This is a genomic window from Arthrobacter sp. A2-55, from assembly GCF_025548615.1.
GTDB classification, from domain to species: Bacteria; Actinomycetota; Actinomycetes; order Actinomycetales; family Micrococcaceae; genus Specibacter; species Specibacter silviterrae.
The window spans coordinates 1-20744 of sequence record NZ_JAJLOZ010000078.1 but is presented as its reverse complement, the minus strand read 5'-3'; the positions used below and the strand labels follow the sequence as shown (position 1 = coordinate 20744).

The 20744-nt window shown below is 65.2% G+C and carries 21 protein-coding genes; 12 read left to right on the top strand and 9 right to left on the bottom strand.

Annotated elements, in window-relative coordinates; all coding sequences use genetic code 11:
* Positions 1–145: 145 nt before the first annotated feature.
* Genes LPN03_RS17575 through LPN03_RS17560 form a run of 4 tightly spaced genes read right to left on the bottom strand, consistent with a single transcriptional unit; the run spans position 146 to position 4033 of the window.
* Positions 146–631: a ribose-5-phosphate isomerase gene (locus LPN03_RS17575; RefSeq protein WP_316255851.1), complete on the bottom strand. Its 486-nt coding sequence runs from the start codon at positions 629–631 to the stop codon at positions 146–148.
* Entirely contained in the window at positions 628–2370 is a 1743-nt protein-coding gene (locus LPN03_RS17570; RefSeq protein ID WP_262455301.1) for a dihydroxyacetone kinase family protein, read from the bottom strand. The genes LPN03_RS17575 and LPN03_RS17570 overlap by 4 nt, the downstream gene beginning before the upstream one ends.
* 35 nt (positions 2371–2405) lie before the next feature.
* Positions 2406–3182 (bottom strand): SDR family NAD(P)-dependent oxidoreductase, encoded by a 777-nt coding sequence (locus LPN03_RS17565; protein WP_165183612.1) that lies wholly within the window; start codon positions 3180–3182, stop codon positions 2406–2408.
* A 26-nt stretch (positions 3183–3208) separates the two neighbouring features.
* Entirely contained in the window at positions 3209–4033 is an 825-nt protein-coding gene (locus LPN03_RS17560) for a sugar phosphate isomerase/epimerase family protein (RefSeq protein ID WP_165183613.1), read from the bottom strand.
* Between the two features lie 201 nt (positions 4034–4234).
* On the opposite strand from LPN03_RS17560, the gene LPN03_RS17555 reads away from it, so the two are divergent.
* The 4 genes from LPN03_RS17555 (at position 4235) to LPN03_RS17540 (ending at position 8266) form a co-directional block, all read left to right on the top strand.
* Positions 4235–5572 (top strand): MFS transporter, encoded by a 1338-nt coding sequence (locus tag LPN03_RS17555; protein WP_165183614.1) that lies wholly within the window; start codon positions 4235–4237, stop codon positions 5570–5572.
* A gap of 22 nt (positions 5573–5594) precedes the next feature.
* On the top strand, positions 5595–6494 hold the full coding sequence (locus tag LPN03_RS17550; protein ID WP_165183615.1) for a transketolase: 900 nt from the start codon (positions 5595–5597) through the stop codon (positions 6492–6494).
* The gene (locus LPN03_RS17545; protein WP_262455300.1) at positions 6491–7489 is read left to right on the top strand and encodes a transketolase family protein; all 999 of its coding nucleotides are present in this window, start codon (positions 6491–6493) and stop codon (positions 7487–7489) included. Before LPN03_RS17550 ends, LPN03_RS17545 begins: the two co-directional genes overlap by 4 nt.
* Positions 7490–7606: 117 nt before the next feature.
* Positions 7607–8266: a GntR family transcriptional regulator gene (locus LPN03_RS17540; protein WP_262455299.1), complete on the top strand. Its 660-nt coding sequence runs from the start codon at positions 7607–7609 to the stop codon at positions 8264–8266.
* 39 nt (positions 8267–8305) lie between these two features.
* Here LPN03_RS17540 and LPN03_RS17535 read toward each other — a convergent pair whose 3' ends face one another.
* Entirely contained in the window at positions 8306–9007 is a 702-nt protein-coding gene (locus LPN03_RS17535; protein WP_262455298.1) for an NINE protein, read from the bottom strand.
* A 331-nt stretch (positions 9008–9338) separates the two neighbouring features.
* On the bottom strand, positions 9339–10196 hold the full coding sequence (locus LPN03_RS17530) for an aldo/keto reductase (protein ID WP_262455297.1): 858 nt from the start codon (positions 10194–10196) through the stop codon (positions 9339–9341).
* Positions 10197–10330: 134 nt separating this feature from the next.
* Here LPN03_RS17530 and LPN03_RS17525 point away from each other — a divergent pair, with 134 nt between their 5' ends.
* Both LPN03_RS17525 and LPN03_RS17520 read left to right on the top strand, forming a co-directional pair.
* On the top strand, positions 10331–11239 hold the full coding sequence (locus tag LPN03_RS17525; protein WP_262455296.1) for a helix-turn-helix transcriptional regulator: 909 nt from the start codon (positions 10331–10333) through the stop codon (positions 11237–11239).
* 321 nt (positions 11240–11560) lie between these two features.
* Entirely contained in the window at positions 11561–11947 is a 387-nt protein-coding gene (locus LPN03_RS17520) for a hypothetical protein (protein ID WP_262455295.1), read from the top strand.
* A 66-nt stretch (positions 11948–12013) separates the two neighbouring features.
* On the opposite strand, the gene LPN03_RS17515 is transcribed toward LPN03_RS17520, so the two are convergent.
* Together LPN03_RS17515 and LPN03_RS17510 are read right to left on the bottom strand one after the other, a co-directional pair.
* Complete coding sequence (locus tag LPN03_RS17515; RefSeq protein WP_262455294.1) at positions 12014–13288, bottom strand: MFS transporter; 1275 nt, start codon at positions 13286–13288, stop codon at positions 12014–12016.
* A complete protein-coding gene (locus LPN03_RS17510; protein ID WP_262455293.1) occupies positions 13285–13836 on the bottom strand; it encodes a Chromate resistance protein ChrB in 552 nt (183 codons plus the stop codon). The genes LPN03_RS17515 and LPN03_RS17510 overlap by 4 nt, the downstream gene beginning before the upstream one ends.
* A 38-nt stretch (positions 13837–13874) precedes the next feature.
* Between LPN03_RS17510 and LPN03_RS17505 the strand changes: the two genes are divergently transcribed.
* From LPN03_RS17505 to LPN03_RS17495, 3 genes are all read left to right on the top strand, one after another.
* Complete coding sequence (locus tag LPN03_RS17505) at positions 13875–14411, top strand: DUF2127 domain-containing protein (RefSeq protein ID WP_165182314.1); 537 nt, start codon at positions 13875–13877, stop codon at positions 14409–14411.
* A gap of 101 nt (positions 14412–14512) precedes the next feature.
* Positions 14513–15916 carry a mycothione reductase gene (locus tag LPN03_RS17500; protein ID WP_262455292.1) on the top strand — a complete coding sequence of 468 codons (1404 nt, stop codon included), beginning with the start codon at positions 14513–14515 and terminating at the stop codon, positions 15914–15916.
* Positions 15917–15997: 81 nt separating this feature from the next.
* On the top strand, positions 15998–18307 hold the full coding sequence (locus tag LPN03_RS17495) for a 2OG-Fe(II) oxygenase (RefSeq protein WP_262455291.1): 2310 nt from the start codon (positions 15998–16000) through the stop codon (positions 18305–18307).
* A gap of 89 nt (positions 18308–18396) precedes the next feature.
* Here the strand turns inward: LPN03_RS17495 and LPN03_RS17490 are convergent, their stop codons facing one another.
* A complete protein-coding gene (locus tag LPN03_RS17490; RefSeq protein ID WP_262455290.1) occupies positions 18397–18753 on the bottom strand; it encodes a DsrE family protein in 357 nt (118 codons plus the stop codon).
* An 89-nt stretch (positions 18754–18842) separates the two neighbouring features.
* On the opposite strand from LPN03_RS17490, the gene LPN03_RS17485 reads away from it, so the two are divergent.
* The 3 genes from LPN03_RS17485 to LPN03_RS17475 all read left to right on the top strand — a co-directional run.
* Positions 18843–19121, top strand: a complete 279-nt coding sequence (locus tag LPN03_RS17485; RefSeq protein ID WP_165182317.1) for an ArsR/SmtB family transcription factor — start codon at positions 18843–18845, stop codon at positions 19119–19121.
* Positions 19118–19510, top strand: a complete 393-nt coding sequence (locus LPN03_RS17480; RefSeq protein ID WP_262455289.1) for a VOC family protein — start codon at positions 19118–19120, stop codon at positions 19508–19510. The genes LPN03_RS17485 and LPN03_RS17480 overlap by 4 nt, the downstream gene beginning before the upstream one ends.
* A 204-nt stretch (positions 19511–19714) precedes the next feature.
* Positions 19715–20744: DUF222 domain-containing protein (locus LPN03_RS17475; RefSeq protein WP_410468615.1), on the top strand; the 1030-nt coding region annotated here is incomplete at its 3' end.

Sequence of the window (20744 nt, the reverse complement as noted above, 5' to 3'; positions counted from 1 at the left end):
TCGGGGGGCCGAAAGCGAGGCGCGCCTTTCGGGGGCCTCGCTTTCGGCATTGATCCCAGTGAACACGCTTGCGAGCCGGCGTGGCAGTGCCTGTTGGTGCAGGTACTGGGAGTACCCCCTTTTAGTGGAGGACTCGTGGGAACCTCTAGCAGCCTTCAAAGTCCGTCAGAACCTGCACCTTCGCTGCAGAAGCCGAGCCGGCGTCGAAGGAATAGCCCAGCCACTCCTTTGCAAGGCGGCGGGCCAGCTCCACGCCGATGACGCGCTGGCCCATCGCCAGCACCTGGCAGTTGTTGGACAGCACCGAACGCTCGACAGAAAACGAGTCGTGGGCCGTCGCGGCGCGGATGCCTTCCACCTTGTTGGCTGCGATGGCAACACCCAGGCCGGTGCCACAGAACAGGATGGCTCGGTCGGCCTGGCCGTTTTTGATCATTTCCCCTGCGGCGATGCCCACGTACGGATAGGGCCGCGTGAACTCGGCGTCGCCGCGGTTGACTCCAATGTCGATGACTTCGCTAATGCGGGGGTCGGCCTTGGCGTCCGCTAGCACCTGGTCCTTGTAGTCCACGCCTGCTTCGTCGGCGCCAACGATGAGCCTGATTCCCACGGTGTTCCCTTCCTTCGTCATTGCTTGGCCGCGGCCAATGTCTGGGTGTTTGCCAGATGGGGTCCCATCACAGTGAGGACCATGGCCAGGGAAGTGGCCCCCGGATCCGGCGTCCCAAGGCTCTTTTCGGCGAGCGGGCGGGCCCGGCCCAGGCGGGGACGCAATCCTGCTGTCGCTGCAGCGGCAGCAGTGGCCTGGTCAGCAGCAGCAGTCCAGGCGGCAGCCACATCCGCACCCTCGGCCAGTTGGCGGCGAAACTCCGCGGTGAATGGCACCAGGGCGTCAACCATGGTCTTGTCGCCGGGCTCGGCCTTGCCCAGTTCCCGGATCCGGGCGGCAAATGCCTTCACAGCTTCGAGGAGCATTTCCGACGTGAGCGCCGTGACGTCCCCGAGGTTTTCCCCGAAGCTGCGCAGCCCGGCACCCCACAGGACTCCCGACGTGCCGCCGGCCCTGTCCGCCCACGAGTCGCCGGCCTCGGCGAGAACGGTTCCGGCGCCCCCACCCAGGTCGAGGGCAATACCTGCGGCCACGACGGCGGCATCGATCCCCCGCACCATGCCGCGCCCGTGGTCGCCGTCCCCGGCGATTGCGTCCAAGTCACCCAGCACCGCTTCCGCATCGTGGACGGCACGCGCGGCCGCCTCCAGCGCCGCCACGCAATTGTGCGCGTAGGCCCTGGATTCTTCGCTTGCCGTGAAGCTGACGGCATCAACCGAACTTCCATCCGGCCCCATCCAGGAATCCGGATCACCCTGCGATGCAACGTTCCCCCGCTTGTACGCCGGCGACTCCGCCGGAGCGCACCAAAGCGGCTCAAGCTCGTCGTCGAGCCATGTAACTGTCAGGGACACGGCCGCCATGTCGAGGCTGGTGACAAGCTCCCCGACCTCGGGCATGACCAGTGCGTAGCCTGCACCTCGCAGCAACGGGGCCACTGTCCCCCACAGCACGAACAGTTCCTCATACTTGGTGGAACCCAGACCGTTGAGCACCACGGCGATGCGCTGGCCGGAACCATCCGGTGTCTCCGCCAGGATCCGCGCCACGAGTTCCCGGCCCAGCTGGTCCGCCGTCGGAAGCGGCATGTTCAGGAGCCCCGGTTCCCCGTGGATGCCCAGGCCGAGCCCCATTTGCTTCCCGCCAAGGGTGAAGAGCGCAGCGTCCGCGCCGGGGAAGGTGCAGCCGTGGAAGGCGCTGCCGATGGTCCGTGTGTTGCTGTTGGCCTTGCGGCCCAGGCGGACCACCTCCGCCAAACTGGCACCAGCCTCGGCAGCGGCGCCCATGACCTTAAAGACCGTGAAGTCACCTGCAATGCCGCGGCGTTTCGCGCTTTCCCCGGGCGCCGCGCTGGCGATGTCGTCCGTGACGACCACATTGTCAACGGCAACGCCTTCGGTGGCCAGCCGCTCCGTGGCCAGGCCAAAATTCATGACGTCACCTGCGTAGTTCCCGTAGGCGAAGACGACGCCGCTTCCCTGGTCCGCTGCCTTGGCGACGGCATACGCCTGCTGTGCCGACGGGGACGTGAAGATGTTGCCCACCACGGCGCCGTCGACCAGCCCGGGGCCGATGAAGCCGGCAAAGGCCGGGTAGTGCCCGGAACCGCCGCCGGCCAGGACCGCCACCTTGGGCGTGGCGGGGCGGTGGCGGCGGACTGCGCCACCGGGAACCGGACGGACCGCGTCCGCATATACGTCGCAAAAACCTGCCAGGGCCTCCTCGGCAAACGCGGCCGGATCGTTGAATAGCTTCGTCATGGTGCTGCTCTCCTGCTGTGGGCTTGGAAATGGGCTTAGTGGAGGTGGCTGCCGCCGTTGATGTCCACCGTGGTGCCGGTGAGGTAGGCGGCGTCGTCGGAGGAAAGGAAGGTGATGACCGCGGCGATTTCCTCGGTGGTGGCGGTGCGGCCCACGGGAATGTCGCGGGCGAGGGCTGCCTCCTGCTCGTCGGTGCTGCCCACGCGAATGTTGGTGTCCACCGCGCCCGGGGTGATGGCGTTGATGGTCACGCCGCTGTCCCCGAGTTCCCGGGCCAGGGCCTTGGTGAACCCGAGGATGGCAGCCTTGGCCGAGGAGTAGGGGACCTTGCCGAAGACGCCGCCGCCGCGCTGGGCGGACACCGAGGACATGTTCACGATGCGGCCCCATCCGGAGCTGATCATTTCCGGCAGGAAGGCCTTGGTGACCAGGTATGTGCCGGTGGCATTGACGGCGAAGATCTTGTTCCACAGTTCCAGGGTGGTTTCCAGGAACGACACGGGCGAGGTGATGCCGGCGATGTTGACGAGGGCGCCCACCGTGGGCAGGTTGCTCGCGGCGACCTCGGCCTGGACGGCGCCATGTGCGGCAGTTACTGAATCCTCGCTGGCGACATCAACGGCATGGCCGAAAGCGGGGACGTTAAACTCGTTCCCGATTTCGGCGGCAACCTTGGCCGACTTTTCCCCGTCGAGGTCCAGGATGACGACAGCCCAGCCCTCACGGGCGTAGCGGCGCGCCGTTGCGAGGCCGATGCCACGCTCTGAAGTGGCTCCCGTGAGGACGGCGGTGCGCTGGATGGTGTTGGACATGATTCTCCTTGAAATGGTGGGTGGAACTAGATGAGGGTGGAAATATGGGTGGCGGCCTGCGCGGCAGCGGTGGGGCGTTCATCGTCGGCCACATCACGGGTCTCGAGTTCGAGCGAAAAGTGCCCCGCGTACCCCTTGGCCTGCAGGGCGGCGAGGCCGGCCGCGAAGTCGGTCTCACCATTGCCAATGCTGAGGTTGATGTTGCCGGGCACAGCGTCCCGGAGATGGACATGGGCAATGGTCCCGTGGAAACGATCGATGAAGTCCAGGGGGTCTGCCCCGGACGCCACGATGTGGCTGAAGTCCATGACGCTTCCGACGCCGGACCCGGCCAGCCGTCCGATGAGCCGCCCGGCGCGGTCCATGTCCGAGCACAGGCGGAAGTAGTGCAGAGCTTCGGTCCAGAGCTCGATGCCCATGGCATCAGCACGCTTTTGCGCCCTTGCCAGGGAGGACGCGACGACATCGAGGTCTGCGTCCAAGCTCGCCAACGGATCCCGGTTGAGGGCCCCGCAGGGCAGGACCAGTGCCTTGGCGCCGGTCTCGACGGCGAGCGCCAGCAGCATCTCGAGGTGGCCGTCCCGTTCTTTTTGGGCATCGACCCCAAGCATGGCGTTGAGATCGCCGATGTCGCCGTTGACCGACCGAACGTTCAGGCCCGACGCGGAAATCTGAGCGGACACAACGCGAACGTCTTCTTCGCCCAATGCGTAGGGGACGTGGTTGCAGACCCCAGGAAGGGCTCCGAGATCGATCTCCTCGAAACCAATTTCGCCCATGGTCTGGAGTGCATTAGGGAGATCCAGGTGACGAAAGCTGATCGAAGAACAGCCCAGTCGTGGGTTGAACATTGGCGCTGCTCCTTAGGTGGGTCCGCCACCCGCGGCCCGGGTGATGAAACCCACACTAGGGCCATTCACTGTCAACAGTCAACCTTCAAAGTTGACTGTTGACAAAGAGAAATGATTAAGGTCACACTGGCGTATCATCTGTTAACAGTCGACACCACGATGCCCGCAGCATCGGTCGCCGTTTGAAAGGTATTTACGACCATGAGCAATGAAGCTCTCACCATGCGAGGACCAGTCCACGGCACCAAGGACGCCCGGCGCGTTGCCTTGGGCTCGTCCGTGGGTGCAGTCATCGAGACGTACGACTTCATCGGATTCGGCACGGCAGCCGCACTCTACTTCGGCACGGCCTTCTTCCCTGGCACGGACCCTGTCACTGGCACCCTGGCGTCCTTTGCCACGCTCGGCGTGGGCTTCGCCGCCCGTCCGCTGGGCGGCATCCTGGGCGGCCACCTCGGCGACAGACTGGGCCGCAAGCCTGTCCTGGTGGCATCACTTGTCCTGATGGGGCTGGCCACCTTCGCGATCGGCCTGCTGCCCACCTACGCCACGGTGGGGCTGCTGGCCCCGGCGCTGCTGGTGTTCGTCCGCATCGTCCAGGGCCTGGCCTTCGGCGCGGAGTGGGGCGGCGCCATCCTCATGAGTTACGAACACGCGCCGTGGAAGAAGAAGGGCAAGTACACCGGCATGGTCCAGGCCGGTTTCCCGGTGGGCCTCCTGCTGGCAAACCTGGTGTTCCTTTTCAGCGTCCACCTAGGCAATTCGTGGGCATGGCGCATCCCGTTCCTGGCCAGCATCCTCCTGGTGATTGTTGGGCTCATCATCCGCTCCAAGGTTCCCGAATCCCCAGTGTTTGACGAAGTCAAGGCGACAGGGGCAATCGTCAAGTCCCCGATCACCGCAGTCATCAAGACCGACTGGCGCAACATTGTCCGCGGCATCGGCCTGCGCATCGCGGAGACGGCCGGCTACGCCGTCTCCATCACCTACATGATTTCCTACCTCCACACCACGGGCCTTTCCAGCAAGACCGAAACCCTGGTCGCCCTCAGCGTGGCCGCTGGAATCGGCATCTTTGCCACTGCCGCCTGGGGCCGGCTCACAGACAAGATCGGCCGCCGGCCCCTCTACATCTGGTCCTGCGCCTTTGCCGTGCTCTTTGCGTTCCCCATGTTTCTGCTGGTCAACACCGGACTGTCGATCCTGATTATCCTGACGGTCATCATCTCCTATGCCGTCTGCCAGAACTCGCTGGCCGGTGCACAGGGACCGTGGTTCCCCGAGCTCTTCCAGGCCAAGACCCGCGCCTCCGGGGCGTCACTGGCCTACCAGATCTCCGCCATGGTTTCCGGCTTCACGCCCTTCATCACCACCCTGCTGTTCCTCAGCCTTGGCTGGGCCGGGCCTGCGGCACTTTTCATGGTCTACGGACTCATCGGCCTGGCAGCCGCCATCAGCACCCGCGAGACGTGGGGCAAGCGCGAGCGCCAGCTGGCAGATGACGCCACCAAAAGCACTCCGCTGACCGTCAATGCCTAAGCCAACGAAAGGCAGAAATTCCATGTCCACACTGGACCAAACCACCACGCGGCCTTCAGCCAGCGGCACTTTCGCGGACCGCCGTCGTACCATCACGGAGGCCGCCTACCGCATCCGTCACCACGCCCTGAACATGGGCGCAGTCCAGGGCCAGGGCTATGTTGGCCAGGCCCTGGGCGCGGCCGACATCTTCGCCACCGTCTACGCCAGCCAGCTCTCCTTCCGTGCAGACCAACCCGACTGGGAGGGACGGGACCGCTTCCTGCTCTCCACCGGCCACTACGCAATAGGCCACTACGCCGCGCTGGCCGAAGCCGGCATCATCCCCGTTGACGAACTGGAAAGCTACGGCTCCGACGATTCGCGCCTGCCGATGTCGGGGATGTCCACCTACACACCCGGCATGGAAATTTCCGGCGGCTCCCTGGGCCACGGATTGTCCATCGCCGTCGGCATGGCGTTGGGGCTGCGACACCAGGGATCAAATGCCCGCGTGTTCAACTTCCTCTCCGACGGCGAACTCGACGAAGGCTCCACGTGGGAGGCAGCCATGGGCGGCCACCACCACCAGCTCGGCAACCTGACAGCCATGGTGGACATCAACGCACTGCAGGCCGACGGCAAGACGGAAACCGTCCTGCGGACCGAACCAGTGGCGGAGAAGTGGACGGCCTTTGGCTGGTATTGCCAACGGATTGACGGCAATGACGCAGGGGCGTTGCTGGAAGCCTTCGACAACGCGGCCGCCCGGGCGGCGTCCCACGGGCAGCCATCCGTCATCCTGTGTGACACCAAGGTGGGGCGGGGAGTGTCCCTGCTGGAGAACCGGGAAAAGGCGCATTTCATGCGCATCGAAGAACACGAATGGCAGCTCTGCCGCGAACAGCTCGCCGCAGGATACGAAGGGACGGCTTCAGCATGACCCCCACAACCACGGCAAAGGCCAAGCTGAAGACTTCGGCAATGATCGCCTCCTTCGCCGACCCAGGGCAAAAGACCGCTTCAGCACCGTTCGGACACGCACTGGCCAGGGCTGCGGAATCAGACCAAAGGATTGTGGGACTGACCGCGGACCTGGGCAAATACACCGACATGCACATCTTTGCCCAGGCCTTCCCGGAGCGGTTTTTCCAAATGGGCATGGCAGAGCAACTACTCCTGGGCGCCGCCGCAGGCATGGCAGAGACCGGACTCATCCCGTTCGCCTCGACCTACTCCGTGTTCGCCGCCCGGCGCGCCTACGACTTCCTCTGCCTCGACATTGCCGAACCCAACCTCAACGTCAACATTGTGGGAGGCCTCCCTGGGCTCACCACCGGCTACGGGCCCAGCCACCAGGCCACGGAAGACATGGCCATTTTCCGGGGCATGCCGAACCTGACCATCGTGGACCCCTGCGATTCAGTGGACATCGAACAAGCAGTGCCGCAGCTGGCCGCCAGCGAGGGACCCAGCTACCTGCGGCTGTTGCGCGGCAACGTCCCCACCGTCCTGGACGAATACGACTACACCTTTGAGCTCGGCAAGGCGAAGGTCCTCCGCGGCGGCAGGGATGTCGTGCTCGTTTCCAGTGGACTCATGACGATGCGTGCCCTCCAGGCAGCCAAGGCGCTGGAGGCACACAAGGTGGATGTCGCCGTCGTTCATACCCCCACCATCAAGCCCTTTGACTCAGCTACCGTCTTGGCCGAACTTGCCGGGGACCGGCTGGCCGTGACTTTGGAGAACCACTCCGTGGTGGGCGGGCTGTTCGAGACCGTGGCGTCAGCCGTGGTGACCGCAGGGTTGGGAAAGCGCGTGGTCCCCATCGGCCTGCCGGACGCCTTCCTCGACGCCGGAGCACTGCCGACCCTGCACGAACGCTACGGACTGTCCGTTCCACGCATCGTTGCGAAAGTGCTCGCGGAACTGGGCTAGTTTCACTTCTGCTTGGAATCGGGCGCGGGACCTCCCACAGGTCCCGCGCCCGAGGCGTAACATCAACTGTTAACACCTGACAGTAAACAAACAACCGTCCACTTCGAGGATCACACCATGCCAGCAGCCACCGCCTCACTCTTGGGGTTGGAAAAAAAGAGCCTCCGCGAGCAGGCAGTTTCCGCCCTGCGTGCCGCCATCACGAGTGGGGCGCTGGAGCCCGGCAAGCATCTGGTGGAGACGGAGCTCTCCGACATGCTCCAAATCAGCCGCGGCACCCTGCGCGAGGCGTTGCGGCAACTGGAACAGGAAGGGTTGCTAACCGCCGGCGCGCGGGGACGCCTGTCCGTGCGGCACCTTGATGCCAAGGAAATCCGCGACATTTTCGCGGTGCGCGCCACCCTGGAATCCCTTGCGGTCCGCACGCTATGTGAACAGCCCAACCGATCCGCGGTGATCAAGGCCCTGCGGGCCGCCGTCAACCACATGAAGTCCGCTGCCAAGGGCACCCTGGAAGCTCGGATCGAGTCCGACCTCGAGTTCCACCGGACGCTCTGCAAGCTCAGCAACAACCAAACCCTGCTCCATTCCTGGGAGTCGCTGGAGGGATCCATCCGGATGTCGATCATGTTTGCCGGATTGGAGCGGGCCGTCAAAAACATGAACGTGGACCGGCATCTGGACATAGTGGAGTCGATTGAAACCGGCGACCCTAAAGCCGCGCAGTTGGCCATTCTCGAGCACATGGACGTGGCTGCGGAGAATTTAGTGGCCTAAGGGGCTTGAGGCTGAATGGCAAGGGACACTTTGTGAGCCCTAAGCCAGCGGAATGCCGTGTGCGTCCCTCTTGAAGGCTTTGGCATCACTGATGATCATGACGCCTTCTATGACGCCCCACAGGACTATGAGCCCATAAGTCGCCGCAAAAAGGAGTACAAAGGCGCTGGCCTGCAGGACACCAATTCCCGTGTGTCCGAGGTAGAAGCGATGAATGCCGAACATGCCAAGGAAAATTCCCAACAGGCCGGCGATGCGACGTGATTTTTGATTTCCGATGGCCGGGGTGGCCAACCATTGCTGTTTTACAACCTGCTTGGCCCGAATGAGTTGCATGGTATTCAAAGTCCAGCGCTGGCCGTCCCAATACCTTGCGCTGAGACCGTCCTGCTTGTACCAGCCAGCAGGCACGCCGCCAATGCGCAAAAATCCGTCTACGGCGGCGCTGGCGGTTGGAACCACCCTGGTCTTTGGGTGGGGTGCCGGATGCTGCTGGTTGTAAATCGTCAGCTCCATGTGGGCATTGGCTTGTTCGACGGTCATCCGCCCGCATGCAACGGCCATGTCCAATTCGGCCACCAGGCGGTCATGATCGGCTCGAGCGGCTTGTTGCTGCTGCAGGGCCAACATCGCGGACGTGTTGGCGGCGATCTGTTCCTGGAATTTCAATTGCTGACGACCGGTGACAAAACTTCCAACATTGGCGGCGGTGTTGAGCCGGTTGCCCTTCATCTTTCCCATTATTTTCCCCTTGATAATGTAATCCTTGAAGGTGTAAACCGCGGCAAATAAAAATTCGGTGGACCACCCGCTCCCAACTTATCATTGCACCAGTGGGCGAAGTGAATTAGAAAATCGCGCAATTTAGCAGCGCATACGTTCGGAGAACTCTTTAGCTCAAAATGCCATTTGGCAAGCCGATAATTGCACAGGCGATTCGATAATTGGACCAGTTCTGGGCCCTCCAACTTAGAACCTGTTCGCGGAGAACACGCGGCACAGAAAGCCGATCACCCAAGGAGGTTCCGCCGTCGTACTTCATCCATGGCAGCGCCCCGGCACCGGCGCCGGGTCAGCTGTACCGGCGCCCGCCCAGCCAGCTGACCATGGCAGGGTCCCGGTGGTCGAAGAACTGGCTGACGCCGGTGTCCAGGGTGGCGATCCGGGCCATTTCCCCCTCGCTGAGGGTGAAGTCGAAGACGTCCAGGTTTTGGGCCATGCGGTCCGGGCGGACCGATTTTGGGATGACCACCACGCCGCGCTGGGTCAGCCAGCGCAGCACCACCTGGGCCACGGACTTGCCATGGGCGCCACCGATGGCGCTGAGGATCGGATTGGTGAACAGGCCGTTCTTCCCCTCCGCGAAGGGGCCCCAGGATTCAATCTGGACGCCGCGCTCCACCATCAGGGCCTGGTCAGCAGCGCGCTGGTGGAAGGGGTGGGTTTCAATCTGGTTCACGGCCGGGGCCACCTCGTTGTGGTCGATGAGGTCCACCAGGCGGTCCGGATGGAAGTTCGACACGCCGATTGCCCGGGCCAGTCCGTCCTGGTTCAGCTTCTGCATGGCCCGCCATTCGCTGTAGTAGTCGCCCAGCGGCTGGTGGATCAGGTACAGGTCAATGTAGTCCAGGCCCAGGCGGCGGAGGGACTCGCCGAAGGAGCGCCGGGTGTCCTCTTCCACGCTGCCCGCAGGGGCGTGCTGGATCCACAGCTTGGTGGTGACGAAAAGGTCCGCCCTGGCAATGCCGCTGGCCTTGATGGCAGCGCCCACGGCCTCCTCATTGCCATAGGAAGCCGCCGTGTCCAGGTGGCGGTACCCGGCAGCGAGGGCGGCTTCGACGGCGGCCTGGGTTTCGACGTCGGGAATTTGGTAGACGCCAAAACCGAGGATGGGCATCTGGACGCCGTTGTTGAGTGTCACGTTTTGCATGGAAGTTCCTTCGACTGTGGGTGAATTGCTGCTGGTACCAGAAAACCAGTCCCGGAACCTGCAGGGAAGAACCTGCCGTGAGGTGTACTGCCAGTTCCTGTTGGGGCCGGCACGGGCGCCGTAAAGTTGAGTCCATGGACAACAGCCAGGACGTCCGAGACTTCCTCACCAGCCGCCGTTCGCGCATCACCCCCGCCCAAGCTGGCCTGCCCAGCTACGGCGGGACCAGGCGGGTCCTTGGGCTCAAGCGTGAGGAAGTGGCCATGCTGACCGGCGTCAGCACCGAGTACTACGCCAGGCTGGAACGCGGCAATTTGCGGGGAGCATCCGAAAGCGTGTTGGAGTCGCTGGCCGCAGCGCTCCGCCTCGATGAGGCAGAACGCGCCCACCTGCTCGACCTGGCCCGGGCCGCCGCGCCCTCCCGAGCACCGGGAACGCGGCGGGCCCGCGCCGAAGTCCGCCCGGTAGTGCAAAGGATCCTGGCCGGAATGGCGGGCATGCCCGCCTATGTCCGCAACTCGCGCATGGACATCCTGGCTGCCAATGACATTTGCTTCGCGCTCTACGCAGGCGTCCTCAGCCCAGGGTCGCTGCCGTTGAACATTGACCGGTTTATGTTCCTGGACCCCCACTCCCGGGGCTTCTTCGTGGAATGGGAAACGCTCGCGGACGATCTCGCCGCCGCGTTGCGCAGCGAGGCCGGACGCAGCCCGCAGGACAGGGCGCTGAACAGCCTCATCGGGGATCTGGCCACAGGAAGCACCGAATTCTCCACGCGCTGGGCCCGGCACAACGTTCGCTTCCACCGCTCCGCTCGCAAGACGCTCCACAGCCAGCTGGTGGGCAATATTGAGCTCACCGGGGAATCGCTGGAGGTCCCCGGCGACGGCCTCACGATCATTGCCTACACCGCGGAGCCGGGGAGCCGTGCCCAGGAACAGCTCAACTTCCTCGCCAGCTGGAGTGCCTCTGAACAGCGCACCCCGGGGCAGGCGCCCGTGGGCCTCCGCGCCAAAGCAGAGCCGCCGGAAGGCAAAGAATGACGCCGGCCGACCGGTAAGGTTCCCGGACGGCGCCCTGATTCAGTGCGACCACCCGGGGGGCCTGGACTACCGGCGACGGGGTGGTCCGGCGGGTGCACCCGCGCGATCGACCCGAGCACCCGCCCGGACTGGTACTGGTCCCGGCCCCCTCCTACACGGATGCCATGGCGGCTGCCATACCGGTTCCGGGCCTAATTGGCCGGCGTCATCTTTCACATAAGTTTGGTTAGCCTTAGCTACTATTGTAGGGTTTTTGAAATTAGGTCACTTGTTTGTGACCTAATGGTAAATCCGACCACAATACTGAATTTGAGGAGCCCCATGCCCCCTTCCACCACGGTCCAGCCAGCCCGCGCCACCGTCGCGTTTCCCGGCACAACAGCCCTGAGAACCCTGGCCGCGCTGCGGATCCTGCTTGGTGCGGTGCTTCTGTGGGCCTTCATGGCTGGGCTCCTTTTGGTGGGGCTGGCACTGGTGTTGGGGGTTGCCCTGCGCGCGGCCGCGGTTGGCGGCACCGCACTGATGGTGCTGATGTGGCTGAGCGCCTTGCCGATCAAGTCCAATCCTGCAGTGGACGAACACATCATCTACGCTGCCGCCATGATTGCCGTCGCTGCCGCCGGCGCCGGCCGCTCGTGGGGGCTCGGGCCTCAATGGGAGCAGGTTCTCCGACGGGCACCGCAGCCCCTGCGGACCGTGCTCACCTGACCGCACGCGGGGCGCCAGGGGTAATGGCCCGTCCGGCGCCCCGCAGCCTGAATCCAACCGGGCGAGCTAGTCCGCTACGTCCCCCGAACCCCTGCGCAGCAAGATTCCAGCCAACAGTGCCGCGCCTGCAACCAGCAGCGCCAGCGTCCACAGCCCTGCGGCGAGGCTCGCGGCCGTGGCGATGGCACCAACAATCAGCGGCCCGCCGGCGTCGCCCATTTCCCGCCCGATTTCCGCACTGCCCATGGTGCGGCCCATGCGTTCTGCCGGCGTCGTGCTGGCAAGGTGGGCAAAGCCCAGCGGCGTGGCAATGCCGATTCCGCAGCCAATGGCCACCGCGGCCACGTACAGCGTTGCCGGCACGGGGACGGCGGCCAGCAGCGCAATTCCCGCCGCGACCATGGCCAGGCCCAGGGCCATGCCGGCGCTGGAGGTGATGCGCCCCGTGTCCCGCAGCCGGCCGGCCAGCGGCTGGATGAGCGTGGAGGCGAGCGCCAGGACGGCCACCACGGCCATGCTGGCGATCAGCGGCAGGTGCAGCGAGCTTCCCAGCAGCGGCAGGAAGCCGACGGCAACACCCAGCGCGCCTGTGGCCGCGGCCAGGGAAAGGGTGGGCACCAGGAAGGACCGCTCGGTGCTTTGGCGCAGGAGGTCGGCCACGGTGTAGCGGCGGCGGGGCAGCACGGGCAGCCGCGGCATGGCGATCGCCACCCAGACGGCAGCCGCGGCCGAGATGACGGCCATGGACAGGAACAGAGCCGGAAATCCGCCGGCCCAAATGAGCCCCGCACCCAGGAGCGGGCCCAGGACATACCCCAGGCCCTTCCAGGACCCGTACTTGCCGAAGTGGCTGCCGGCCGCCGCCGGCCCGGCAAGACGGGCGACGGCGGCGGAGGACGCCGGGGAGAACGCCGAGGCCGCTGCGCCCTGGCCCAGGCGGGCAATGCCAATGACCAGCGGCGCGGTTCCGAGGGTGCCGACCAGCGAGGCCAGTGCGAATCCGGCGAGGCCGGCGACTATGACCGGCTTGGCGCCAATCCTGTCGCTGAGGGAGCCGAAGACGGGTTTGAGAATCACCTCGGCGACGTCGTACAGGGCAAGAAGCACTCCGAAGGTGAGCAGGCCCAGCCCGATGCCGCCGCTTTCCGCGCCGAGGCCTGCCGCGATGCTGTGGGCTCCGAACGCAGTGGTGAAGCCCGCGGCGTAGAGCGGGGCCAGGGCCCGGGCGGAGGGTCCGGGCGTAGCCGCCTCGGGGGCAGCGGACACGGTGGGTGCAGTGGGCGCGGTGGATGGCACCGCCACAATCCCAGCTTCATCGTTGCGGGGCCGGGGGCGGCTCATTCGCCCTCCCCGCCGTGGACGGCCTGGTAGACCTGCTCCGCGTAGCCGTCCAGCACGGCGGCGCAGTCCCGCAACGTGGCGTCCGCAGCCTTCGCTTCGGGCAGCTCCAGGACGTCCCGCTTCTTCAGGTCGCGGTACCAGCGCCGCAGCCGCTCCAGGCTTTGTTCCTCCTCCTCCAGCTCGGCAAAGGTGAACTTCGCCTTGCCGATTTCCTTGGCGATTTCCGCGTCAAACTTGCCGCAGTCCGCCATGAATTCGGCCCATTCGTCAAGGCGGACCACGGCGAAGGTGTCCCGGATCAGGGCGGCGGTGGCTTCATCCCGCGGGGCGGCATCAATCACGGCGAACGTCCCCCCGCCCTTGCGGCACAGTTCACCGGCACGGTCCAGGTCGGCCTGGAACGCCGGGCCCGCAGGCAGCGCCCACACGCCGGAAGACAAGGGCACGGCACCGGCCTTGCGCAGCTGCCGCCACACGGCCACGCGGTGCCGGGACGGCTCGGACGGAATTTGGGGCATGACCAGCACCCAGTCAATTTTTTGTGTCACAATTGAAATTGTAACAGCGGTTACATCTAGGAGGAATCGTGGCCAAGGCAATTTCCAACAGCGCACTGCTCGACAAAACCTTCAGGATCAGCCTCATCCTGAAGGGCCTGGACGGCGTGCTGGAACTGGTGGGCGGGGTGCTGCTGCTGCTCGTCTCGCCGGTACAAATGGGCTCCGTAGTCCGGTTCCTGACCCAGCATGAACTCTCCGAAGACCCCCACGACCTTGTGGCCACCACCCTGGTGCACCTGGCCGGAACACTGACCGTTTCCGCGACGCTATTCGGCGCCATCTACCTCCTGCTGCACGGCCTGGTCAAGGTGGCCCTGGTCTGGGCGGTGCTCAAGGACAAACTCTGGGCGTACCCGTGGATGGTGGCGTTCCTGCTGATCTTCATCGCCTACCAGGGGTACGAGTTGGTGGTTGCCTTCACATGGGGCATGGTGCTGCTGACCGCCTTCGACATCTTCATCGTCTGGCTCACCCTGCACGAATACAGGGCCCACAAAGCGCGTTCGGCCACACCCGGCACCCAGTCGCCTGAAACCCGGAAATTCCCGGCCCGGAAACGGTAACCTGAAAATACAGGGTTCCGACAATCACAAGCAACGCCCCCGGGTCTCAACGCCCGCTGCCGGACCACCGGAACAAGCTCAACCATTGAAAGCAGGCCCCCATGCCCCACTTTGACCTGGTCATCATTGGCACCGGTTCCGGCAACTCCATCCCCGGGCCGGAATTCGACCACTGGTCCATCGCCATTGTGGAGGACGGCCTGTTTGGCGGCACCTGCCTGAACGTGGGCTGCATCCCCACCAAAATGTTCGTCCACCCGGCAGAACTGGCCGACGCCGCCCGGCACGGCAAGCCCCTGGGCATCGACGCCCAGCTCAACTCCGTCGACTGGCCGGAGATCCGGGACAGGATTTTTGGCCGCATTGACGCCATCGAGGCTGGCGGGCGGCGCTACCGCGAGGGGCCCGAATGCCCCAACGTCACCGTCTTCCCCGGGCGCGCACGGTTCACCGGGCCCAAGGCCCTGCACCTTGACCTGCACGACGGCGGCACCGCCGAGGTGACGGCGGACAGGTTTGTCATTGCAGCAGGATCGCACGCCGTGGTTCCCGACATTCCCGGCTTGCGCGACGGCGCGGCGCCTTTCCACACTTCGGACACGATCATGCGCCTTGAGCAGCTGCCGGCCAGCATCGCCATCCTGGGTGGCGGCTACATCGCCGCCGAGTTTGCCCACGTGTTCTCCTCCTTCGGAGTGGCCGTCACCCAGATCGCCCGGGGCGAGCGGCTGCTCAAGTCCCAGGACCACGACGTCTCCGTCCAGTTCACCAGGGAGGCCGCGGCGCGCTACCAAGTCCTGCTGCACACAAAGGTGGGCAGCGTGGCGAAGGCGGGGAACGGCGTCGAACTTCAGGTGGATGGCCCGGACGGACCCGGGACCATCCAGGCGGAGCTGCTGCTGGTGGCCACGGGACGGCACCCCAACGGTGAGGGCCTGGACGTAGGGAAGACCGGCGTGGGCCTGGACAGGCACGGCCGCGTGGTGGTGGACGAATTCCAGCGCACCGGCGTGGACGGGATCTTCGCGCTGGGCGACGTCTCCTCCAAGTACCAGCTCAAGCATGTGGCCAACCATGAGGCGCGGGTGGTCAAGCACAACCTGGCCCACCCGGACGCGCCCATCAGCTCCGACCACCGCTTTGTGCCCGCTGCCGTGTTCTCCGATCCCCAGATCGCCTCGGTGGGCATCACGGAGGCGCACGCGGTGAAGGCGGGCATCGCGCATGTTGTGAAGACGCAAATGTACGGCGACATCGCGGCGGGCTGGGCACGTGAGGACCAGGGGCACTTCCTGAAAGTCATCGCCGACCCGGCCACCGGGCTGCTGCTGGGCGCGCATGCCATTGGTCCGGAGGCGGCCACTGTGATCCAACCGCTGATCCAGGCCATGCACTTTGGCCAGACTGCCCACGATGTGGCCAAGAAACAGTATTGGATCCACCCGGCACTTTCGGAGCTGGTCGAAAACGCGCTGCTGGGGCTGCCGGAGCCGCAAGGGGACTGAGGGGGCCGCGAGGGCGGGAACCGGCGTCGTGCGGGTAGCGTATATAGCTGGACCGATCATTGCCCAATAGGAGCTGTTCCCATGCCGAAGACTGCCCGCGAACGACTTGCGCAAATACTTTCCGACGTTGAAGCGGACGGGGCGGACAGCGCCATGCTCCGGCTGCCAGGCAGTGTGCTGGCATTGGAGGTCGACGGCGTCGGGCCGGTGCAGGTCCCCATCCGTGCGGCCCAGGCGAAGCAGCTAATGGCGGCGGGCCGCCCGGCCGGGTATGGGCGGGGTGCGCAGACGCTGAACGACACGTCGGTTCGCGACACGTGGGAAATTGCGCCGGACCGCGTGAGCCTGGGCGGCCCGTCCTGGCAGGCTTGCCTCGACGCGGCACTGGAACAGTTTGGCGAGGAGCTTGGCCTGCCCGAAGGCACGTGGCTGACCGCCGGGCTGCACTCGATGCTGGTTTACGGTAAGGGGCAATTCTTTCTGCCACACCAGGATTCCGAAAAGCATGCCGAGATGGTTGCGACCTTGGTGGTCATGCTTCCGTCCGTCCATACCGGCGGCGAGCTGGTGGTGGACGACTCCGGAAGCGAACAGGTATACCTCGGATCCCGCGATGACCTGGTTCTAGTGGCGTTCTATGCAGACCGCCGCCACGAAGTCCGGCCGGTCCGTTCCGGCTACCGGGTCTCGCTGACGTTCAATTTGCTCCTCAACCGCCCGGATGGAACACCCGAAACGGGTGGGCGCGCGGCGGGGGCCGCATCCTGCATTAAGGAGCATTTCGAAACGCGCGCGGTCAGCCCGTATGGCGGGGCGGACTTGGGCGTTCCCCTCCGGCTCGCGTTCCTGTTGGACCACGAATACACCGAGGGCGGTCTGGCCGCCGGACTGCTCAAGGGCGCCGACGCCCACCGCGTAGCCGTGCTGCAGGACGCGGCGCGGCAGGCGGGGTGCGAGAGCATGCTGGCACTGGCTGAGATCAAGGAAACCTGGGATGTACTACCGGACGAATACGCCGGGCCGGGAAGTTGGTACGGGGCCGACGGCAGCTACTTCGACGGCGAGGAAGCGCCCGACGACGACTTCGAGGGCGGCTTCGACCCGGATGCTGACGACTCAGAAGGTGGAGCACACCAGCTTAACTCGTTGATCGAGGGTGAGATCTCGCTGGGATGGTGGATCGGCACTGACGGCTCCGGCGCCGAGACGATCCAGCTGCCACTTGGCGACTACGAAGTCTGCATGGTTACGCCAACGGAGTCTATTACACCGTACGAGACCGAGTTTGAAGGCTACATGGGCAACTACGGCAACACCCTGGACAGGTGGTACCGGCGGGCAGCAATGGTCATGTGGCCGCGCGAAAAGGCCTTCGCTGCACGAGCCGAGGCGGGATCAGCTTGGGCCATGCAGACGCTGCTTGACCGGATCGATGCCGGTGAGCTGGAAGGTGCCAGGGCGGATGCCGCATCGCTCAAGCCATTTTGGACCAATTTGGCCGTGGACGTCTTCGCTCCCGCACTCCAGGTCGCCGCTGCCTTGGAGGACGCCGCGATGGCGCATATGGTGGCGGCCCCGTTCCGACTCCAGCTGCTGACGGCAGACCATGCCCCGCTTCTTGCTGCGCTTGCCAAGGCATATGGCGATCAGTGGACGCTGGAACTTGTGGGCCATTGGCATTCCCCGAACCGGTCCGCGAGGCTGGACCTGAGCTCATGGATCGTGGAGAGTCTGCTCCCCTTGTGCCAGAAACAGCACCAATGCGGTGCCGGCCCCGTCTCGGACGGGCTCGCAGAGTTGGCTTGGGAATCTGTACGGAGCGGCCTCGAAGCGGCAATTGGTCACAAGCACCCCGGGCGGCGCCGGGAGTACCTGGGCGACCTTGGCGAACCCTTGGCCCGAACATTGGAAGCCGCGTCAGGGGAGCTGGGCGCTGCCATTGCCGAGTTTCTCCAACCACTGGGCGGGGCCGCCGTCGAGCTTCTGGTGCCCGTCCTGCGCGCCCTCCGGCTGCCGCCAACGCCCGCTGTCCTTGCGATCGCAAACAACTGTAGGGAGCGGTTGTCACTCCTTGCCGGCCAGCCGGCGCGGACCGCGGACGACTGGTCAATTGCCTGGACCGGATGCGGGTGCGGGCTGTGCGACCGGCTCGCAGGCTTCCTGTCCGCTCCCACCGAACACACCCACGAGTGGCCATTGGCTACGCCCGGCCGGCAGCACGTCCACCAGCAGATCGACGCTTCCGGCCTGCCGCTACGGCATGCCACCCGGAGGAAGGGCCGGCCTTATACCTTGGTTCTGGAGAAAACCGACGAGCTGTTCCGGCATGAAGACGAGATGCTCCGGAAGGCCCAGGCCGACTTCGCCTGGCTGATGGAGACGTTCGGGTAAGGCAAGCCGGCCGCCCTGGTCGCCGATGGGAGCAATCACCGACGCCGCTATTCGCCACGATGGTCAAACTCCCGAATTCCGCAGTCCGCCTACAGCCGCACGTACGCCCAGCCGTCCCACTGCCGCTGCGCGAGATGCACCACGGCGGACGGAACCGGGGAGACTCCGGTCAGGAGGCTGGCGGCGTCAACAGCCGCCGAGCGCATGCTGTTTTCACACGCCCGGACTGCAACCCCGCGCTCCAGAACGCTGGCAACCGGGCCGGCCAGGCCGCCGTCGTGCGTCAAGGCAGCGACAGCCGGGCCCTGGATGACAATCTCCACGGCGGCGCCAGGCAGGCCCGCCGCCGCGTTGAGCGCGCTGCGGAAGACGCCCGCCACCTGTTCCGCGCCGGTGCCGAATCCGTGCATCAGCAGGCCATTCGGGGCGCCGTTGCTTTCAGCCATGATGTGTCCTTTCGGTCGGGACTTTGACATTAGCAGCGCCGGCCTTCCGATGCTTGACATGCAAGTAGCCACTTGCCTATGCTGAGGCCATGGGCGACGTTTTCAAGGCTTTGGCTGACGAAACACGCCGCGCCATCCTCGATGAATTGGCCCTGCGGGATGACCAGACGCTGTTTGAAATCTGCTCCCGGCTGGCCATGAAACACGGCCTGGGCTCCACGCGGCAGGCGGTTTCCCAGCACCTGGACGTGCTTGAGGAAGCCGGCCTGGTGCACAGCGAGCGCCGCGGCCGCTACAAATTCCACACCCTCGACACCTCCCCGCTCGCGCAGATCGCCGAGCGCTGGCCCCCAAAGGACACACCATGAAGATCACGCTCCTGAGCATCTTTGTCGACAACCAGGACGCCGCCCTCGCGTTCTACACCGAAAAGCTTGGATTCCTGCCCGCTTCAGACATCCCGATGGGCGAACACCGCTGGCTGACAGTGGTTTCGCCGGAGGCCCCGGACGGCGCGCAGATCGTCCTGGAACCCTCCGAGCACCCCGCCGTGAAGCCGTTCCGGGACGCCATCGTGGCGGACGGGATCCCCTTCACCTCCTTTGGCGTCAAGGACGTCCAGGCCGAGTACGACCGCCTGCTTGCCTTGGGCGTCACTTTCACACAGCCGCCCATGGTGCAGGGGCCGGTCACGACGGCGGTCCTCGACGACACCGTCGGCAACCTGATCCAGATTGCTGCCATGGGCGGGGCGTAAGCGCTCTGCAGCGATTCTGTTGCGGTCCGGCCGTGGTTGATTCCGTCGAATCACGGCGATCGGGCGGATCGGGATCCAGGCAGTGGGGCTTTTTTGGGCCTATTTTGGGCATTGGTCCCTCCACAGGCCCACCCGGCCATAGAGTAGTACACATGTCCGCGTAATCGGCAGTTTTTGTCAGTGGTGACCGGTAGTGTGTTTGGTATGGAAGCTACGGCAGGGACGCCGGGTCATCCCGGGTCCACACGGACAGGCAGGGGCGTTGGCGGGCATGTCCGCCAACTCATCGCCCTTGCCGAAGCCCTGACCCGCGCCGCCGCCTCAGCCACGACTGCCCCTGACACCGCCAACTCCACTGGCAGAGCCACTGCTACTGGTTCTGCGGCTGACATGGGCGCTGCCGCCAGCACAGGCACTGGTTTGGTGGAGTCCCCGTTGGGTGTGGACGTGGAATCCCTTAGCGACGTCGAGGCAGTGGCGTGGGCGCAGGACCTTGAGCATTTGGGCTCGTTCCTTTCAGCCTTGCAGGTCCAGGTGGCCGGGGACCTGGCCGGGCGGGTGCGGGCAGGCCGCTTCGACGAGGTGTTGACCCCGGCGGAGCTGTTCGCCACCGCACTGCGCCTGGACCGGCGGGCAGCCGGGCGGCGGCTGCGCCTGGCCGGGCGGTTCCTGCCCGTCCGCGATGACCTGACCCAGGTGAGGACCCCTGCCTCGCAGCCCGTGGCCGCGTCCGCGTTCTTCAGCGGCAAGCTCTCCGCCGAGCAGGCCCTGACGGCCTCGGGCCACATCGAGGAAGCACAACACCTCGCCCAGGGCGGGCGGATCACCGGTCGGGAAGCCCGGGACCTGGAAGAAACCCTCACCGCCCACGCCACCACCCTGGACCCGGACTCCCTCACCCGCGTCGGGGTCCTCGCGGTCAACCTGCTGGACCCCGACGGGCAGCAGCCCACCGCGGGCGAACTCACCGCCAAACAGGGCATCACCTTCCGCCAACCCCGCAAGGGCCTGGTCCACTTCGAGGGCTGGGCCACCGTGCCCCAATACGAAATCTGGATGGCCGCCACCGGCTCAGCGGTCAACCCCCGCCCCCACATCGAACTCAGCGACATCAACCCCAACCCCAATACAAACACCAACGCCACCAAGGGAAACAGCGCCAACCCCAACAGCGGCAAGAGCGGCTCAAACAACAAAACCAACAGGATAAACAAGCGCAAGAAGAACAATAAAA

Excerpts from the sequence above, each read along its gene's own strand:
- LPN03_RS17490 (WP_262455290.1), bottom strand. The coding sequence starts at position 18,753 with ATGGCTGAAAGCAACGGCGCCCCGAATGGCCTGCTGATGCACGGATTC.
- LPN03_RS17550 (WP_165183615.1), top strand. The coding sequence starts at position 5,595 with ATGTCCACACTGGACCAAACCACCACGCGGCCTTCAGCCAGCGGCACT.
- LPN03_RS17515 (WP_262455294.1), bottom strand. The coding sequence starts at position 13,288 with ATGAGCCGCCCCCGGCCCCGCAACGATGAAGCTGGGATTGTGGCGGTG.
- LPN03_RS17480 (WP_262455289.1), top strand. The coding sequence starts at position 19,118 with ATGAAGATCACGCTCCTGAGCATCTTTGTCGACAACCAGGACGCCGCC.
- LPN03_RS17570 (WP_262455301.1), bottom strand. The coding sequence starts at position 2,370 with ATGACGAAGCTATTCAACGATCCGGCCGCGTTTGCCGAGGAGGCCCTG.
- LPN03_RS17530 (WP_262455297.1), bottom strand. The coding sequence starts at position 10,196 with ATGCAAAACGTGACACTCAACAACGGCGTCCAGATGCCCATCCTCGGT.
- LPN03_RS17565 (WP_165183612.1), bottom strand. The coding sequence starts at position 3,182 with ATGTCCAACACCATCCAGCGCACCGCCGTCCTCACGGGAGCCACTTCA.
- LPN03_RS17495 (WP_262455291.1), top strand. The coding sequence starts at position 15,998 with ATGCCGAAGACTGCCCGCGAACGACTTGCGCAAATACTTTCCGACGTT.
- LPN03_RS17535 (WP_262455298.1), bottom strand. The coding sequence starts at position 9,007 with ATGGGAAAGATGAAGGGCAACCGGCTCAACACCGCCGCCAATGTTGGA.
- LPN03_RS17555 (WP_165183614.1), top strand. The coding sequence starts at position 4,235 with ATGAGCAATGAAGCTCTCACCATGCGAGGACCAGTCCACGGCACCAAG.
- LPN03_RS17560 (WP_165183613.1), bottom strand. The coding sequence starts at position 4,033 with ATGTTCAACCCACGACTGGGCTGTTCTTCGATCAGCTTTCGTCACCTG.
- LPN03_RS17485 (WP_165182317.1), top strand. The coding sequence starts at position 18,843 with ATGGGCGACGTTTTCAAGGCTTTGGCTGACGAAACACGCCGCGCCATC.
- LPN03_RS17545 (WP_262455300.1), top strand. The coding sequence starts at position 6,491 with ATGACCCCCACAACCACGGCAAAGGCCAAGCTGAAGACTTCGGCAATG.
- LPN03_RS17575 (WP_316255851.1), bottom strand. The coding sequence starts at position 631 with ATGACGAAGGAAGGGAACACCGTGGGAATCAGGCTCATCGTTGGCGCC.
- LPN03_RS17540 (WP_262455299.1), top strand. The coding sequence starts at position 7,607 with ATGCCAGCAGCCACCGCCTCACTCTTGGGGTTGGAAAAAAAGAGCCTC.
- LPN03_RS17500 (WP_262455292.1), top strand. The coding sequence starts at position 14,513 with ATGCCCCACTTTGACCTGGTCATCATTGGCACCGGTTCCGGCAACTCC.
- LPN03_RS17525 (WP_262455296.1), top strand. The coding sequence starts at position 10,331 with ATGGACAACAGCCAGGACGTCCGAGACTTCCTCACCAGCCGCCGTTCG.
- LPN03_RS17520 (WP_262455295.1), top strand. The coding sequence starts at position 11,561 with ATGCCCCCTTCCACCACGGTCCAGCCAGCCCGCGCCACCGTCGCGTTT.